Source organism: Pseudoalteromonas sp. Xi13 (assembly GCF_003952205.1).
GTDB lineage: Bacteria > Pseudomonadota > Gammaproteobacteria > Enterobacterales > Alteromonadaceae > Pseudoalteromonas > Pseudoalteromonas atlantica.
In genome coordinates this window covers 2,529,235-2,546,965 of record NZ_CP034439.1, presented here as the reverse complement: position 1 = coordinate 2,546,965, position 17,731 = coordinate 2,529,235, and the positions used below count along the sequence as shown (strand labels likewise).

Sequence of the window (17,731 nt, the reverse complement as noted above, 5' to 3'; positions counted from 1 at the left end):
TTATTTAGAACAACTAAATAGCGAGTTTTTTACCTAGCCATCAACACGTTTTTTCTGCCTCAAAATTGATCACTTAATTAAGCGGATTGGTATAAATTCCTTTTATAGTTATTATTTTACGCAAAAAATGAATGATGTCATTTAAATTTTATTTCGTATTAAATCACGTACTATAAAACGCGCAGGGTGAATGGCCTGGCTTACACGCTCGCTGAGTGGGCGTGGTTCATTATTTAACGTGCTAATAAAGTGCTCGCTTAATAACGGTGCGCTGCATAATGCGCGCGCTCCAAATCCGGTAAAAATATGTAAGCCTTGTTGTGGCTTGCATAGAGGTGAGTATTGATAGCGTTTACCTAGGCGTAAATTAGCAAAGGCAGTGCTGTAATCGCTTTGCTCACACCATTGTCCTGCCATTGGCAAGTGATCTATAAACGTGCAGCGCACAGCTGCTTTAGCGCAGGTGATGTTACCTAATGTGGTGGCAAAGTCGCTTTGATGGTAAAAGCTAAGTAATTGCTCGTGGTTTAGCTGGTTGTCTTTTTCTGTAACGACGCGACTTTTTGTGTTTTTTTCGAATGTAGCGCCCATACAGTGTTTACCTAAATAGGCGGGGGTAAAATAACCTTTATGGCACAACACGGTTTTAAGCTGCTTAGATTGTTCACTCGCTTGAATATGCGATACTTGACCACGCACCCCTACAATAGGTAATGCGTTTGTTTGTTCAAACGCATCGCTATGCTCACCTGCACATATTATTACATCACTAAAAGGGCCATATTGGGTATGCTTGTGGGTTAAATACCAGCCTGCATCGGTTTTAGTAAGTTGCTGTATATGGCAATTAAAATAGCTATTAATAGGGTTAAGGCTATTGGCTGCTTTTAGCATTGCCTCAACTAGCTGGGGTGGGTTTACCCAACCGCCTTGCTCAAAATAAACGCCGGAGTAGCCGGTTTTTACGCCTGCCAGTTTATCTCCTTGCTCTACAGTTACATTGCGCATTAAGGCTTGAGGCCATAACTGTTTTTGTTCTAAGTTTTGATGTTTATCGGCAAGAGGCTTTTTTACCGCATGTTGCAGTACACCGCACCAGCTATAATCAAAATTAAAGCCGTTTTTTAGTAGTTGCTGGTAACTGCGTTTAGCGTATAAAAAACTGTGCGCAAATAATTCACTATGAGGTGAGTTTTTAGCTTGCAGATGGGGGTAAACCGCGCCTTGTACGTTATGTGAAGCGCCCATAGCTGGTTTTTCATCTTGGCAAAATAGGCTACTTTTAATGCCACGCTTAGCCAAACTGTGCAAAATACAGCTACTCGCAATCCCTCCGCCAATTACAGCAACATGCTCTAGTTTGGCAGGGGGTTGTTCAAAGTACGGGGGTGATGACTGTGCACTATTAGCGTGTGCTAATTGGCCTATCAGCATTTCGCGTTTACGGCCAAAGCCTTTCGCTTTTTGCATGCTAAAGCCTGCAGCTATTAAGCCTCGGCGTACAAAGCCTGCAGCTGTAAATGTGGCAAGTGTTGCATGCTTGCGCGATATATCAACCATGGCATTAAACACACTTTGTTGCCACATGTCAGGGTTTTTACTTGGTGCAAAGCCATCTAAAAACCACGCATCGACCACCCCTGATTGCGGGTAGCTCATTGCATTTATTGAATCAAGCACGTCGCCAAAATACAAATCAAGAATAACTTGGCCTTTATTAAATTCTATGCGATGACAGCCGCCTAAGTTTATAGGGTAGTGCGTTATTAATTCGTCACTAAGCTTGTTTAATGTTGGCCACGCTTGCAGTGCTTTTTTTAGATCATCAGCATTAAGCGGGTATTTTTCAAACGAAATAAAATGCAATCGCTTAACCCGTTTGTCTACTTGATTTTGAACTTGTTGATTGGCAAGGTGGTCATTAAAGTGTTGCCATGCATTTAAAAAGTTTAAACCAGTACCAAAACCGGTTTCGGCAATAACAAAATGCGTTTGGTCATGATTTTGTAACCGCGCCTGTATATTGTTTTGTTGATAAAACACGTAATGCGATTCAGCAAGGCCGTCGTCATTAGAAAAATAAACATCGTCAAAGTTATCGGCTACCGGTGTGCCTACTTCATTAAAGTGTATTTGGGCGTTTTTTATCATGACTTATTAAATTTTTAGACAGTATTTTTTAATTATTTTACGGGTTTTCTTTGAAATAGTCTGGCGTTATTTATAAGCTATTAAATTCAGAGTACAGGTGTACGCTAGAAAGCTGACCACTTAACACCTAAAAACAGCGTAAAATACACAGTAATTTAGTATCAAGCTAAGGGAATTACCCATGAGAAGAGCCGTAATTACGGGTATCGGTGTTGTATCAAGCATCGGTAATAACAAACAAGAAGTATTAGAGTCACTAAAAGCGGGCAAAAGCGGTATTGCTTTTAACCAAGAATTTGCCGATTACAACTTACGTAGTAATGTATCGGGCAAAATTGATATTGATGTTAAAGAACACGTAGACCGTAAAGCAATGCGCTTTATGGGTGATGCTGCTGCTTACTCTTATATTTCTATGAAGCAAGCAATTGAAGATGCTGGCTTATCTGATGAGCAAGTATCTAATGAGCGCACGGGTTTATTAGTTGGCTCTGGTGGTGGCTCTTCAAAGTGGCAAGTAGAAGCGGCCGATATTTTGCGCGAAAAAGGCGTAAAGCGTGTAGGTCCTTATATGGTTCCGCGTACGATGGCAAGTACGACATCGGCTTGTTTAGCAACGCCATTTAAAATTAAAGGCGTTAACTATTCTATAAGCTCTGCGTGTGCAACATCTGCACATTGTATTGGCCACGCTGTTGAGCAAATTCAATTAGGCAAGCAAGATGTTATTTTTGCCGGTGGTGGTGAAGAGCTCCACTGGACCCTTGCAATGGAATTTGACGCAATGGGCGCGTTATCTACCAAATATAATGAAACACCAGAAAAAGCATCTCGTACGTACGATGCAAACCGCGATGGTTTTGTTATTTCTGCTGGTGGCGGTATTGTTGTAGTAGAAGAGCTTGAGCATGCACTTGCTCGTGGCGCACATATTTACGCAGAAATTGTAGGCTACGGTGCTACATCTGATGGCTACGACATGGTAGCACCTTCAGGTGAAGGCGCAGTACGCTGTATGCGCCAAGCAATGCAAGGCGTTGATACACCAATTGATTATTTAAACACGCACGGTACATCTACGCCAGTAGGGGATGTTAAAGAGCTAGGCGCCATTCAAGAAGTATTTGGTGGTAACTCGCCGCTTATTAGTGCGACTAAATCATTAACGGGTCACGCACTAGGTGCTGCGGGTGTTCACGAAGCTATTTTCTCAATTTTAATGATGGAAAACGACTTTGTAGCGCCATCTATTAACGTAGATGAGCTAGATGAGCAAGCACAAGGCCTTAACATTGTAACTGAGCGCCGTGATGCACAGCTTAATACTGTTATGTCTAATAGCTTTGGCTTTGGTGGTACAAACGCCACATTAGTTATGAGCAAATATAAAGGTTAATTCGTTTTCTCTTTATAGTGATTAAAAGCCGAGCATTGCTCGGCTTTTTAGTTTGTGTAATGGCTCGGTTGTTCGTTACAATAGCGCCTTATTTTGCCATACGGACTCCCCAATGAAGATTCTTGCCGATCAAAACATGCCTTTAGTTGAGCAGTATTTTGCAGACTTTGGTGAGGTAACGCGCTTTGATGGACGAAACTTAACACCCGATGCGTTAATTGGTGTTGATGTATTACTTACGCGTTCGGTTACTAAAGTAAACAGTGACTTGCTTGCCCACGCTAATAAATTAAGCTTTGTAGGTACCGCCACTATTGGTGTTGATCATATAGATACACAGTTACTAAACGATAAAGGCATTGCCTTTAGTAGTGCCCCTGGCTGCAATGCAATTGCGGTGGCTGAGTACGTAATAAGTAGCTTGTTTGCCTTAAGCCAAGAAAACGCAGCCCCTTTATGTGGTCAAACAATAGGTATTGTTGGGGTGGGTAACATTGGCAGCTGTTTATCACAAAAACTAAAAGCACTTAATGTTGATGTTTTATTATGTGACCCAATTAAACATGAGCAGGGCTTATTAGCCGAGCATGTTGAGCTTGACGAACTACTTGAGCGCGTAGATGCGGTTACCTTTCATGTACCGCTGATTAAAACCGGTGAGCACAAAACGCATCATCTAATTGATGAAAAACGCCTTAAAGCGTTAAAGCCTGGGTTAGCAGTTATAAATGCGAGCCGTGGAGAAGTAATTGATAATCAAGCTTTGTTATCGGTTATGGAGCAAGGGGCAGACTTAGATTTGGTTTTGGATGTTTGGGAAAACGAGCCTAACATTTTAATTCCATTGCTTGATCATGTGCGCTATGCCAGCGTGCACATTGCCGGTCATACCCTTGAAGGAAAAGCCCGCGGCACACAAATGCTGTACCAAGCATTGTGTAAATTAAAAGGCGTAACCGCAGAAAAATCTCTTGCTGATTTTTTACCACAACCTGCTGTTACAAGCCTAAGTTTGCAAAGCAGCTTTACTGAGGCTGATATTGCGCGTTTAGTGCATTTAATTTACGACGTACGCCGTGATGATGGCATTTTGCTGCGCAACTTAGCAAAAGACGGGTTTGATAGTTTACGTAAAAACTACCCAGTCAGGCGTGAGTTTAGCACTTTAACGGTAAAAGGGAGTGCACAGCATACAGATGCACTCGCTCAGCTTGGCTTTAACACCGCAAACTAATTTAACTAGTAGTGTTGTTTTAACACTGCTTAAAGAGGATAAAATATGTCGCAAAAATATAACGTTGCTGTACTTGGCGCTACAGGCTTAGTAGGTCGTCAAATTATTGAAACCCTGGAAGATCGTAAATTTCCGGTAGACCAACTTTTTTTACTAGCCAGTAGCCGCAGCGCAGGTGAAGACATAAAGTTTCGTGGTGAAACCATTGAAGTGCAAGACGTAGAAGGCTTTGACTTTAGCCAAGCACACATAGGTTTGTTTTCAGCTGGTGGCAGTGTATCAGAAAAATACGCGCCAATTGCAGCCGATGCGGGCTGTGTTGTAATTGATAACACCTCACATTTTAGAAATGACTTTGAAGTACCGCTAGTGGTACCAGAAGTTAATGCAGCCAGCCTTGAAGACTTTAGAAATCGCAATATTATTGCAAACCCTAACTGCTCTACTATTCAAATGATGCTAGCGCTTAAACCAATTTACGACGCCTACGGTATTGACCGCATTAATGTATCTACCTACCAAGCTGTATCTGGTGCAGGCAAAGAAGCCGTAGATGAATTAGCAAAGCAAACAGCTAATTTAATGAATGCTCGCCCAATGGAAAACGAAATTTTTCCTAAGCAAATTGCATTTAACGTTATTCCTCAAATAGATACCTTTGAAGATAACGGCTACACGCGCGAAGAAATGAAAATGGTAAACGAGACGCATAAAATTTTGGGTGATACCACTATTGCTGTTAACCCAACCTGTGTACGTGTACCTGTATTTTTTGGCCACTCTGAGTCAATCAACATTGAAACACGCATGCCGTATGACTTTGAGCACGTTAAACAGCTTTTAAATGATGCCCCAGGAGTCGAGCTTATTGAAGATGAGGGCGATTACCCAACCGCGGTTTCAGATGCCAGTGGTAATGATACAGTTTACGTAGGCCGCTTACGCGCTGATATTTCGCACCCTCATGGTTTAAATATGTGGGTTGTAAGTGATAACACCCGCAAAGGGGCTGCCACTAATAGTGTGCAAATAGCGGAAGAGTTAATCGCTAACTACTTATAAATACCCGCTAACATTGCGTGTAAATTAAGCGGCAAACTTTTATAGTTTGCCGCTTTTGTATTTAAGGGAGCCAAATTATTGCCGCTTAGCGTTGCTACTAAACTAAACGCCTTGATCTATCACGATAAAATAGTATTAAGAATAAAGTTTTAAGGTATTTATTTTCAAAGCGTTGCAATGGATATTAGGCCGCAACTGGTTTATAGTTTGTAACTGGAATAGAGCTTGCAATAAAAATAGATTGTAATAACAAATGTAGATCAGCTATTTGGCTGGTTACGGCAAGAATAATTAATGTTGAGCAGCTAAATAAATAGCAAAGCATTTAACATTTACACATTAAAGGATCAGCATGCGCGGTTTAGCTTCACTTATTATATTAGCGTCTGCATTGGTAGTAACTCCAATTTACTCTCAAGACAGCACCCAATTAAAGGGGCCAAAAGGCGCTGACTATGGTGCGCAAGGGCGATCAATAGGGCCTATAAAGCCAACCGATACACTATGGCGTATTGCTGCCAAAGTACGCCCAGATAACTCAGTTAGTATTTACCAAGTTATGCAAGCCTTGTATAACAAAAACCCTAATTCTTTTTTAGAACAAAACCTAAACCACATGCAAAGTGGTGCATATTTAAAAATACCCACTTTAGCGGAAATTAGACGCGTAAATCCACAGCTTGCTAAACAACGCTCAGAGCAAGATGACGCGCTGTGGGAAAAAAAGAAAAATGGCACACTAACCACCAGTGAAATTAACGCCGCGCAAACTAAAGTAACACAAGCTCGTAAAGCCGATGTTGACGACGCTAAAAAAGAAATCCAAAAAGAATTAAATGAAATAAAAACGCAGCAAGGTAATAAGCTTGTTGAGCTGCAGCAGCAATTTAAAAGCTCGGTTAATAATGTAGAAGAAATATTAGCTGAGAATAATAATCTCAAAAAACAATTGTCGGGTATTTCAAAAGAGCTCGCCAATGTAAAAGAACAGCTAGGTCAAGACAGCGAAATTCAAAAACAGCTAAAAGAGCTAATAGAAAAACAAAACGAAATAATAGCTCAACAAAAAGTGCAAGAAGTACCAAAAGAAGAACCTTTTGACCTAGGCGCTTTAATGTCTAACCCACTTGTGCTTATTTTATTAATGACCATTCCTGCGTTATTAATTATTTTTGCTGTGGTGATGTTTTTACGAAAGCGCGCCAACAAAGACGAAGAAACTCAAGATGACGATGATTTTCTGCCACAAACGCCCAGCTTTACCGAAGACGAGCCGCAAAGTAATGATGCGTTAGACGATCCAATCATTCCTGACCCTCTTGATGATTTAGATATTCAACTAGATGACAATCATAGCAGCGATATTTTGCCAGAAGATGATATTGCATTTGATGATTCTCTCGATGATGCGTTAGACGATGAATTTTCTGATTCAGAAAACTTGCTCGATCAAGACGAATTAGAAAGCCTATTAAGTGATGATATTGTTTTTGATGACGAAGGCAGTGAAGGGGACGAGTTAGACGTTTTCATGCAGCAGGGCTTTGATGAACCTGTAGATGAAAAACAAGATGATGAAATTGACCTTGATTTAGATGATACAAAAGATTCGGACGATATTTTAAGCAGTGACGACCTAGACGATTTATTTGACGAGGACGATAGCCTGCCTGAAATTGACTTGCCTGAGGTTGAGCAACCTACCGAGGATAGCAGCTTAGAAAGTAATGATGAGTTGGCCGCCTTAAGCGAAGAGCTAGCCCAAGAAGAGGATGATGACTTTGATATTGATGAATTATTAGATCAACAAGCTGATAAAGAATCACCAAAAGACGATGACTTTGATTTAGACGACATAGACAGCTTAATTGATGAAGCCGGCGGTACAACCGAAGAAACACCTACCGATGCTGCGCTGGTTGAAGAAAGCGATGACTTTGATTTAGATGACATAGATAGCCTAATTGATGAAGCCGGCGATACAACCGAAGAAACCCCTGCTGATGCTGCGCTAGTTGAAGAAAGCGATGACTTTGATTTAGACGATATAGACAGCTTAATTGATGAAGCGGGCGATACACCTGATGAAGCCCCTGCTGATGCGCTAGTTGAAGAGAGCGATGACTTTGATTTAGACGACATAGACAGCTTAATTGATGACTCAGGCGATACACCTGATGAAACCCCTGCTGATGCGCTAGTTGAAGAAAGCGATGACTTTGATTTAGACGACATAGACAGTCTAATTGATGAAGCAGGCGGTACACCTGATGAAACACCTACGGAAGCGCTGGTTGAAGAAAACGATGACTTTGATTTAGACGACATAGATAGCCTAATTGATGAAGCCGGCGATACAACCGAAGAAGCTCCTGCTGATGCGCTAGTTGAAGAAAGCGATGACTTTGATTTAGACGACATAGATAGCCTAATCGATGAAGCCGGCGATACAACCGAAGAAACCCCTGCTGATGCGCTAGTTGAAGAAAGCGATGACTTTGATTTAGACGACATAGACAGCTTAATTGATGAAGTTGAAGATTCATCTGCCGATCAAGTAGCAACAGATAATAATACTGAGCGAGATATTGATAGCGCACTAGCTGATTCAGTCGAAGATCTAGCTGATGCACAGGAAGATTTTGACGAAGATGATATTGAAACATTAGCGTCTTCACTTATTGATGAGCCAGAGCTTCTCGAGGAACCAGAGCTTGTAGATGAGCCTGAGCTTGAAGAAGAACCAGTGCTTGAAGAGGAGCCTGAGCTTGCAGAAGAGCCTGAGCTTGCAGAAGAGCCTGAGCTTGCAGAAGAGCCTGAGCTTGCAGAAGAGCCTGAGCTTGTCGAAGAACCAGAGCTCAAAGAAGAACCAGAGCTCGAAGAAGAGCCAGAGCTTGTAGAAGACCCCGAGCTTGCAGATGAGCTAGAGCTTGAAGGTGAGCTAGAGCTTGAAGGTGAGCCAGAGCTTGCAGAAGAACCAGAGCTTGTAGAAGAGCCTGAGCTTGTAGAAGAACCAGAGCTTGTAGAAGAGCCAGAGCTTGCAGATGAGCCAGAGCTTGCAGATGAGCCAGAGCTTGAAGAAGAACCCGAGCTTGTAGAAGAACCCGAGCTTGTAGAAGAACCAGAACTTGATGCTGACTTGCTTGAAAACACTGACTTTACAGATAGTTCAGAAACGTTACTCGACCCAGAGGATGCACAGGAAGAGTACACTGACGATACCCTAAAAAGTGTTGATGAATTACTCAACGAGCTACAGCAGGCTACAGACGAAGACTATGTTGAAAACCCTGATTGGGCGTTAGATGATCTTGATGATGACATTGAAGAGGTAGAGGTTGATTTAGGTGATGATCCGCTTGATTCACAAGAAACACCAGCGAGTCCGCTTTTAGATACTCAACCTGAAAATGAGGCTGTAAATGATACGCTTAGTGATGATATAGACTTTTCAGATGATAAGCCCGAGACGTTAGATGTAACAGAGCAACAGCAATATCTTCCTGATGAGTTATTGGGAGATGAGCTTGATGGTGATGCAACAGGCATGCAGCCAAGCCAAGCTGAACAAGACTTAGCAAACGCACTTTCAGGCAGTGAATTAGATAGCTTAGAAGACGACTTTGATGATGAGTTACTCATTGATAACGATTTTTCAGAGCCAGAACTTGAGCCGAAGCATACCGATGGTATAGGTGCAGATGATAACCACGCTCAAGTGCCGTCATCACTAGATGAATTAACTGATGATGAAAGCGAGCTAGATTTATCTGAAAATACGGATGCAGACGAAGGGGTTTTCGATGATGATTTATTGCAAAGCGTTGATGAGCTAGACGACGAGCTCAATGCTTTATTAGATGAGCAAGTAACTCCAAGTGAAGAGCTTGACGAGTACCCTGAGTTAGAGCTTGATAACGATGACGAAATTGATTTAGATGATCAGCAATCATATAGTCCGCAAGAGTTACAAGGTGATGAACTTGATGGACAAGCAAGCGGTATGGCGCCAAGCCAAGCTGAGCAAGACTTAGCAAATGCACTTGCTGGTAACACTGGTGTTGATGCGTTAGAAGCCGACCTAGATGGCGAGCCGCTGATTGACGATGAGCTTGATGCGCCTTTACCGCAAGAGGAACCTCTAGGTGAAGCGCAAGCAACGGATAGTGCACAGGAACAGCCTGATTTTGACGATGCAATTTTAGAACAAGCACTTTCAGAAGACGTTGAAGATGAAATAACAAATTCGCAATTAGAAGCCGAGCTAACACAGGCTGCTGATGATCAAACTAATGAAGACGTTATTCCTGACGAGCAGCTAGACGATGAATTTATGGCTGACTTAACGCAAACCGATTTTGATGCGTTGCTTAGTGAGTTAGGTGAACCGGATGAGTTAAATTTAGAAGATAGCAGCGAATTTGATGTCGACTTTGATAGCCTATTAAACGAAGACTTAGACACTGAAGTTGAAGCGAAAGCGGTGCAAGAAGAGCCTTCGCAAAGTGATCAGCAGGCTACAACCGATGACTTTGTTGATATTGATGCGCTACTTGAGCAAAGCGATGACTCAGTACTTGAGCACGAACCCTATGACGAGGTTAATATGGACGTAGGCTTAAGTGACTTTGATTCGTTACTTGCAGGCGATAACCCAACAGATGTTGACTTAGAAAGCGGTGGTTATTCTGCCAAGCTTGATTTGGCAAGAGCATACATTGAAATTGACGACTTTGACTCAGCCCTTAAAGTGATTGAAGATGTTATTGAAAGTGGCCCTGAAGATGTGCAAGAAGAAGCGCAAAGTTTAAAAGCTAAACTTAACTAGAGCATTCATGATTATAAAAACCGCATTAGCTTTGTTAATGCGGTTTTTTTATAGGTACGAATAACTCTAACCTATAAAAGCACTTAATTAGTTTTAGACGTTTATTAAACCCAGGACGTTAAAAGCTCACTAACTTATCGCTGTGTTTTATTGGGGTAAAATAAATTACTTAATTTTGCGAATAACTATAAATAGACGAGGTTACTTTTATTGCACCGCGAGATAGCATAAAATGCCCCGTTCATTAGCACAGTAGGTAAAGCAGTAATTATGCGAGTAGCACTTGGAGTTGAATACAACGGCGCACGTTACAGTGGGTGGCAACGTCAGTCTCATGTAAATAGCGTACAACAAGAAGTAGAAAAAGCGTTGTCGAGCATTTGTAATCATCCGGTTGAAATAGTGTGTGCGGGCCGCACAGATGCAGGTGTACATGGCACTGGTCAAGTTGTACACTTTGAAACCCATGCTCCCCGTGAGATGGTTGCATTTACTATGGGAATGAACACGTTACTCCCTAAAGATATAGCGATTCGTTTTGCACAACCTGTTAGTGAAGACTTTCATGCACGCTTTAGCGCAACAGCGCGTCGTTATCGTTATGTTATTTATAATTACGCTTATAGAGGCGCAGTTATGAATGAAGGCGTTACGCACTTTCATCACCCACTTGATGAAACAAAAATGCAAGAGGCGTGTCAGTACTTAATTGGCGAGCACGACTTTACCTCTTTTAGAGCGCTGCATTGCCAAGCTAATACAGCAAACAGAACTATTCATCATTTATCGGTACAACGCCAGAGCGATTACGTTATTATTGATATTAAAGCGAACGCTTTTTTACACCATATGGTGCGTAATATTACCGGCTGTTTAATGGATATAGGCCTACACAAGCACCAACCTGTATGGTTAAAAGAGCTATTAGATTTAAAAGAGCGTGCTAAAGCCAGTGCCACGGCTAAAGCCGCGGGTCTTTATTTAGTAGATGTAGATTACCCAGAACACTTTAATATTCCTAAAACCCCACTAGGGCCATTATTTTTACCTGACTCGGAATGTTAGTGTTGAATTTATAAGCGTTTATCTAACTACTAAGACCAGTTTTTTATACCGTGTTTGTGTAATTCATGTTTTAATTGAAAAAATCTGTCTGCTACTTATTAGCAGACTCGCGACACAGAACAGCATTAAGAGAGTTGCAAATGAGTTGGTTAGAAAAAATCTTACCTAAAACGACTAAGTCGTCAGGTCGTAAAGAAATTCCAGAAGGCGTTTGGGCTAAATGTACAGCTTGCGATTCAATTTTATATAAAGCTGAACTAGAAAAATCATTAAACGTATGTCCTAAATGCGACCATCACATGCGTGTGAGCGGCCGAAAACGTTTAGAGCACTTTTTAGATGAAGGTGACCGCACGGAGCTTGGCACTGAGCACGAGCCTAAGGATGTATTAAAGTTTAAAGACTCTAAAAAATACTCAGACCGCATTAGCGCAGCCCAAAAATCAAGTGGCGAAAAAGACGCGTTAGTAGCAATGAAGGGCCGCTTAAAAGGTATTCCTGTTGCTGCGGTTGCTTTTGAATTCTCATTTATGGGTGGTTCAATGGCTTCGGTAGTAGGCGCACGTTTTGTTGATGCCGTAGACCAATGTTTAGAGCACAACATGCCATTAGTGTGTTTTTCTGCCTCAGGTGGTGCACGTATGCAAGAAGCGCTTATGTCGCTAATGCAAATGGCTAAAACCAGCGCTGCGCTTGCTAAAATGAGTGAAAAAGGCCTGCCGTTTATATCAGTAATGACCGACCCAACCATGGGTGGCGTATCTGCATCATTAGCGATGTTAGGTGATATTAACGTAGCTGAACCAAAAGCTTTAATTGGCTTTGCGGGTCCGCGCGTAATTGAGCAAACAGTACGTGAAACCTTGCCAGAAGGTTTTCAACGCAGTGAGTTCTTATTAGAGCACGGTGCAATTGATATGATTATTGACCGTCGTGAAATGCGCGACACATTAGCACGCGTACTTGCTAAATTTATGAACTTGCCTTCTACCGAACAAGAGCATAGAGTAGCGTAAATTTCAGCTTTACTGATTACACGCTATGACAAATACAATTCCTAGCCAATCATCAAGCCTTGATGATTGGCTTTGTTATTTAGAGAGTGTTCACCCTGCAAATATTGAAATGGGACTCGAACGCGTTGCTACTGTTGCAAATAACATTGGCTTATTAAACACTTCCAGCAAAATTATTCTTATTGGCGGCACAAACGGCAAAGGCACAACTGCACGCTGTTTAGAATCGCTATTACTTGCGCAAGGTTACAGCGTAGGTACGTATGCCTCTCCTCATTTAATTAGATACAACGAGCGTGTGCGCATAAATGGCCAAGAGCTCGATGATCAATACCATGTTGATGCCTTTAACACGCTAGAGCAAGGTCGCGCTAGCACGGCGCTTACGTATTTCGAATATGGCACCCTAGGTGCGCTGGCTATTTTTAAACGCTTTGAAGTTGATTATGTGCTGCTTGAGGTTGGTTTGGGCGGGCGCTTTGATGCCACCAATATTGTTACACCTTATGCAAGCGTGATCACCACCATAGATTTAGATCATAAAGAATACCTAGGCGATACAAGAGAGTTAGTTGCTTATGATAAAGCAGGTATATTTCGTCAAAACACGCCAGCTATTATTGGTGATTTAAACATACCACATACAATGACCGATTACGGTGCTGAGATTAAAGCAGGCATGGTTATATCCGGTACTGATTTTATATTCAAAGAGCACGAAGCGCATTTTACATGGCAATATAAAAATTATAATTTGCTGTTAGATAAGCCAGCGATCCCAGCACAAAATGCAGCAACGGCCTTAACAACCTTAGCTGTGCTAAATCTATTGCCAAGTGATGAGGTAATTAAGCATTGTTTAGCTAACTTAGTTGTTGAGGGGCGCTTTGAGCAGTTAAGCACTTCACCTTTAGTGTTTACCGATGTGGCTCACAACCCCGAATCTGCTCGTTATTTAGCACTAAAGCTTGCAAGCTATAAAGATAAAGGCTTTAAAATTCATGCATTAGTCGCTATGCTTGCTGATAAAGATAAAGCGGGTGTACTTAAAGAGGTAAGCCATGTAATTGATCACTGGTCTCTTACTAGCTTGCACATACCTCGTGGCGATAACGTTGAAAATATGGCCGCGGCGTTGCAAACTATACCTCATACAGGCACGCATAAACGCTATAATAGTGTGCACGAAGCACTTAATGTAATTATGCCTACACAGCAAAGTGATACGCTTTTAATTGTGTTTGGGTCATTTTTTACTGTTGCAGATGCTATAAACTACTTTAAAAAATAGAGAGAAAGTCGGTGAACTCAGGTTTTATAAATCGTTTAGTCGGAACCAGTATTGTGGTGATCGCAGCAATTGTGTTTATTCCTAATATACTCGATGGCGAAAAGGTCCACTACAAAGAGGGCTTTAAAGCTATCCCTGAACGCTCTGAGTTTAAAACTATTGACCTTCAAGAGTCTATAGATGAAAAAGTAGCGCAGGCTGAGCCTTTAAAACAAGAGCAAATTGAAGACATAGCTGCCGATGACGATGTGCTAACAAGCAAAGAAAGCCAATACGCAGCAGAGCCTGAAATAGTCGAAGCAAGCATAGAGCCTCAGACTGCGCCAGAGCCTGTAGCGAAAGCGCCAGAGCCGGTAAAAGCAAAACCTATTGCGCCACGTAAAAGTGAAGAAAACCTCACTGACATGGCCTATGTAATTCAGCTAGGTAGTTTTTCCCATGCCGCCAATGTTAAGGCCTTACAAGCTAAGCTTAAAGCGAAAGGCTTTAAAACGTTTACAAAACCAATTAAAACGCCAAATGGCACATTGACTAAAGTGTTTGTTGGTCCCTCGCTTGATAAGGCGGAGCTGACCAAAAAGTTACCCGAGCTTAAAGCGCTTACTAAGTTAAACGGCAAAGTCACTCAATACAGCGTCTCTAATTGATTTTAAAAGGCCTTACTATAGTAAGGCTTTTTTTGTTTTTAAGGGCTAAAAATAGCCGTTAAAGTGATAAGTTTTTGTACGTGCTAGTTGCTGGTTATCTCCCGCTTTAACTTGCATATTAACGAGGTTTGGGTATAGAATGCGCCCCAAAATAGCGACTAATTGGTTAATATGATCTGGGTTGATTACGCCATTCTTGGCATCATTGCACTGTCTACCATCATCGGTTTAATACGCGGCTTTGTTAAAGAAGCTATGTCATTAGCAGTATGGGCTTGCGCATTTATCATCTCTAGTTTGTTTTACCAATATTTAGCTTCCTTCCTAACAAGTATTTCTGAACCCCTTTTAAGAAATGCGGCGGCCATTGCCATACTCTTCTTTGCGACGCTACTGTTAGGCGGTTTACTAAACTACATTTTAGGTGAGCTTGTACAACGTACTGGTTTATCTGGCACCGATCGTGTTTTCGGCATTGTTTTTGGTGCGTTACGAGGCGTGTTGGTCGTGAGCGCGTTACTCTTCTTTCTTGATGCTTTTACTGGTGCACCAAACACGCACTGGTGGGGCAATTCTATTTTGATTCCAGAATTTGGCTTTGTTGTTGAATGGTTCTTTTCGTACCTAGAAAACAACTCGAGCTTTTTAAATTCAGTAAACCGTTAATCGGCGAGGATAAATTACATGTGTGGTATCGTTGGGATAGTCGGAACATCTCCTGTTAATCAGGCGATTTATGATGGCTTAACTGTTTTGCAGCACCGAGGTCAAGATGCCGCGGGCATCATTACCATTGAAAACAATACGTTTAGCTTGCGCAAAGCAAATGGCCTAGTAAAGGATGTGTTTCACACCCGCCATATGAAACGACTACAAGGCACAATTGGTATTGGCCACGTACGTTACCCTACTGCTGGCTCGTCAAGTTCATCTGAAGCGCAGCCGTTTTATGTTAATTCACCATTTGGTATTGCGCTTGCGCACAATGGTAATTTAACCAATGCTGAAACTCTAAAGCAGCAACTGTTCTCAGAAGCGCGTCGTCACGTTAATACAACGTCTGACTCAGAAATACTACTTAATATCATGGCGCATGAGCTAAGTAAGTCTGACAAATTGCATTTAGACGCTGAAGACATCTTCACTGCAGTAACCGAAGTAAACAACAAAGTAACCGGTGGCTACGCCGCTATTGCGATGATTATTGGCCACGGTGTTTTAGCATTTCGTGACCCTAATGGTATCCGTCCTTTGGTATTTGGTAAGCGTGAAACCCCTAAAGGCACTGAGTACATGTTTGCCTCAGAAAGCGTCGCTTTAAAGCCCGACGGCTTTGAATTTGTGCGTGACGTTGCACCAGGTGAAGCGATTTACGTAACTGAAGATGGCCAATTTCATTCACAAAGTTGTGCTGAAAAAGCCTCTTATGCGCCGTGTATTTTTGAGTTTGTTTATTTTGCTCGCCCTGATTCAACCATCGATCGTATGTCGGTTTACGCAACGCGTGTAAACATGGGTACTAAACTGGGTGAAAAAATTGCGCGTGAGTGGAGCGATAAAGACATTGATGTTGTTATCCCAATTCCTGAAACCTCATGCGATGTGGCGTTAGAAATTGCCCGCATGCTTGATTTACCTTACCGCCAAGGCTTTGTTAAAAACCGTTATATTGGTCGTACATTTATCATGCCTGGCCAAGAAATGCGTAAAAAGTCAGTGCGTCAAAAGCTAAATGCGATTGACCGTGAGTTTAAAGGTAAAAACGTTTTACTGGTTGATGATTCAATTGTACGCGGTACAACCTCGGCGCAAATTGTAGAAATGGCCCGTGAAGCCGGAGCAAAAAATGTGTATTTTGCCTCAGCAGCACCAGAAATTCGTTTTCCTAATGTGTATGGTATTGATATGCCATCTGCCGCAGAGCTTATTGCGCATGGCCGCGAAGTTGAAGACATTAACCAAAGCATCAGTGCTGATGGCTTAATTTTTCAATCGCTAAACGATTTAATTGCCGCTGTAAGCCAAGAAAACCCAGAAATTACTAAGTTTGAAACCTCTGTATTTGATGGGCAATACATTACCGGTGATATCGATCAAGATTACTTAAACCATATTGATCAATTGCGTAACGACTCGGCTAAAAGTAACCGCGAAAACGCCATGTCATCAGGCCTTGAAATACACAATCAAGATGCCAACGAAGCTGATTAATGTGTGATTAAACATAATCAGACATAAAAAAAGGAGCTAATTAGCTCCTTTTTTGCGAAGGAAAGAAAGGGAACACTTCATATCAAACAACGTGGTTGATTAGGTAAACATTGGACTCACAATGCCGTTAGTCCAAAGTATTGCGGTTACAGCTAAAATTATTACCAATAAAATTAGCCCGCAGGTGACAACAGAGCTGGCATAAATAAAGCCGCGCTCTTGTGGAATATGCATTAGTATTGGCACGCCTGTATAAAGCAAGTACACCGAGTAGGCTAGGGCAATCATACCTACGCAAACAACAAACCACAGCTCAGGTAAAAAAGCGGCTAAGGCCGACATAAACACGGGTGTAGCAGTATAAGCGGCAAGTTCAAGCGTTTGTGTAAAGGTAGGTTTAGCACCAAATGTAACGGCCATCCAATGGGCTAAATAGGCCAGTGCAAACACACCGGCTATTAACGCACCATACATAGCCACGGCAATTAGCAGTGCGCTTTCATGTGTTAAAAATACTGGGTTGCCCGCACCAATACTCCAGCCTAGATACACCGATGAGTAATACCCCATAATCGATGGAAATAATGCAATAAGTAAAATATGCGACAGGCTATAAGTCAGGCTTTCGTGGCGGTTATCTATTGTTTGCCATTCTTCGAGTGGATGAGCATAAATGCCCCACAGGTGGTTCAGTATCATAGCGGTACTCCATAAAAGGAACGTATTACTGTTGGTTATAATTTAGTTTTAGTTAGTTTGTTTTTTATACAGTATCTATATTTATGGTGTAGTTCATATACAAAGTCAAGTTAACTGCTTATTAACATTTT

At 41.8% G+C, this 17,731-nt stretch carries 12 protein-coding genes; 10 read left to right on the top strand and 2 right to left on the bottom strand.

Annotated features, from left to right (window positions below; translation table 11 throughout):
* Nucleotides 1–141: 141 nt before the first annotated feature.
* On the bottom strand, nucleotides 142–2,151 hold the full coding sequence (gene mnmC, locus EJ103_RS11495; RefSeq protein WP_126007725.1) for a bifunctional tRNA (5-methylaminomethyl-2-thiouridine)(34)-methyltransferase MnmD/FAD-dependent 5-carboxymethylaminomethyl-2-thiouridine(34) oxidoreductase MnmC: 2,010 nt from the start codon (nucleotides 2,149–2,151) through the stop codon (nucleotides 142–144).
* Between the two features lie 181 nt (nucleotides 2,152–2,332).
* On the opposite strand from mnmC, the gene fabB reads away from it, so the two are divergent.
* The 10 genes from fabB (at nucleotide 2,333) to purF (ending at nucleotide 16,901) form a co-directional block, all read left to right on the top strand.
* Nucleotides 2,333–3,547 carry a beta-ketoacyl-ACP synthase I gene (fabB, locus tag EJ103_RS11490; RefSeq protein ID WP_004588393.1) on the top strand — a complete coding sequence of 405 codons (1,215 nt, stop codon included), beginning with the start codon at nucleotides 2,333–2,335 and terminating at the stop codon, nucleotides 3,545–3,547.
* A 112-nt stretch (nucleotides 3,548–3,659) separates the two neighbouring features.
* On the top strand, nucleotides 3,660–4,781 hold the full coding sequence (locus tag EJ103_RS11485) for a 4-phosphoerythronate dehydrogenase (RefSeq protein ID WP_126007724.1): 1,122 nt from the start codon (nucleotides 3,660–3,662) through the stop codon (nucleotides 4,779–4,781).
* Between the two features lie 45 nt (nucleotides 4,782–4,826).
* Nucleotides 4,827–5,843, top strand: a complete 1,017-nt coding sequence (locus tag EJ103_RS11480) for an aspartate-semialdehyde dehydrogenase (protein WP_004588395.1) — start codon at nucleotides 4,827–4,829, stop codon at nucleotides 5,841–5,843.
* Nucleotides 5,844–6,195: 352 nt separating this feature from the next.
* Entirely contained in the window at nucleotides 6,196–10,671 is a 4,476-nt protein-coding gene (locus tag EJ103_RS11470) for a FimV/HubP family polar landmark protein (protein WP_126007722.1), read from the top strand.
* Between the two features lie 270 nt (nucleotides 10,672–10,941).
* Nucleotides 10,942–11,736, top strand: a complete 795-nt coding sequence (truA, locus tag EJ103_RS11465; protein ID WP_126007720.1) for a tRNA pseudouridine(38-40) synthase TruA — start codon at nucleotides 10,942–10,944, stop codon at nucleotides 11,734–11,736.
* A gap of 140 nt (nucleotides 11,737–11,876) precedes the next feature.
* Nucleotides 11,877–12,752: an acetyl-CoA carboxylase, carboxyltransferase subunit beta gene (gene accD / locus EJ103_RS11460; protein ID WP_024032247.1), complete on the top strand. Its 876-nt coding sequence runs from the start codon at nucleotides 11,877–11,879 to the stop codon at nucleotides 12,750–12,752.
* 25 nt (nucleotides 12,753–12,777) lie between these two features.
* Nucleotides 12,778–14,043: a bifunctional tetrahydrofolate synthase/dihydrofolate synthase gene (gene folC, locus EJ103_RS11455; protein ID WP_126007718.1), complete on the top strand. Its 1,266-nt coding sequence runs from the start codon at nucleotides 12,778–12,780 to the stop codon at nucleotides 14,041–14,043.
* A gap of 11 nt (nucleotides 14,044–14,054) precedes the next feature.
* Complete coding sequence (locus EJ103_RS11450) at nucleotides 14,055–14,690, top strand: SPOR domain-containing protein (protein ID WP_126007716.1); 636 nt, start codon at nucleotides 14,055–14,057, stop codon at nucleotides 14,688–14,690.
* Between the two features lie 171 nt (nucleotides 14,691–14,861).
* The gene (locus EJ103_RS11445; protein ID WP_004586885.1) at nucleotides 14,862–15,356 is read left to right on the top strand and encodes a CvpA family protein; all 495 of its coding nucleotides are present in this window, start codon (nucleotides 14,862–14,864) and stop codon (nucleotides 15,354–15,356) included.
* Between the two features lie 18 nt (nucleotides 15,357–15,374).
* Entirely contained in the window at nucleotides 15,375–16,901 is a 1,527-nt protein-coding gene (gene purF / locus EJ103_RS11440; protein WP_004586886.1) for an amidophosphoribosyltransferase, read from the top strand.
* Between the two features lie 99 nt (nucleotides 16,902–17,000).
* Here the strand turns inward: purF and EJ103_RS11435 are convergent, their stop codons facing one another.
* Nucleotides 17,001–17,600, bottom strand: coding sequence for a Yip1 family protein (locus tag EJ103_RS11435; protein WP_004586887.1), 600 nt, complete (start codon nucleotides 17,598–17,600; stop codon nucleotides 17,001–17,003).
* Nucleotides 17,601–17,731: the final 131 nt, after the last annotated feature.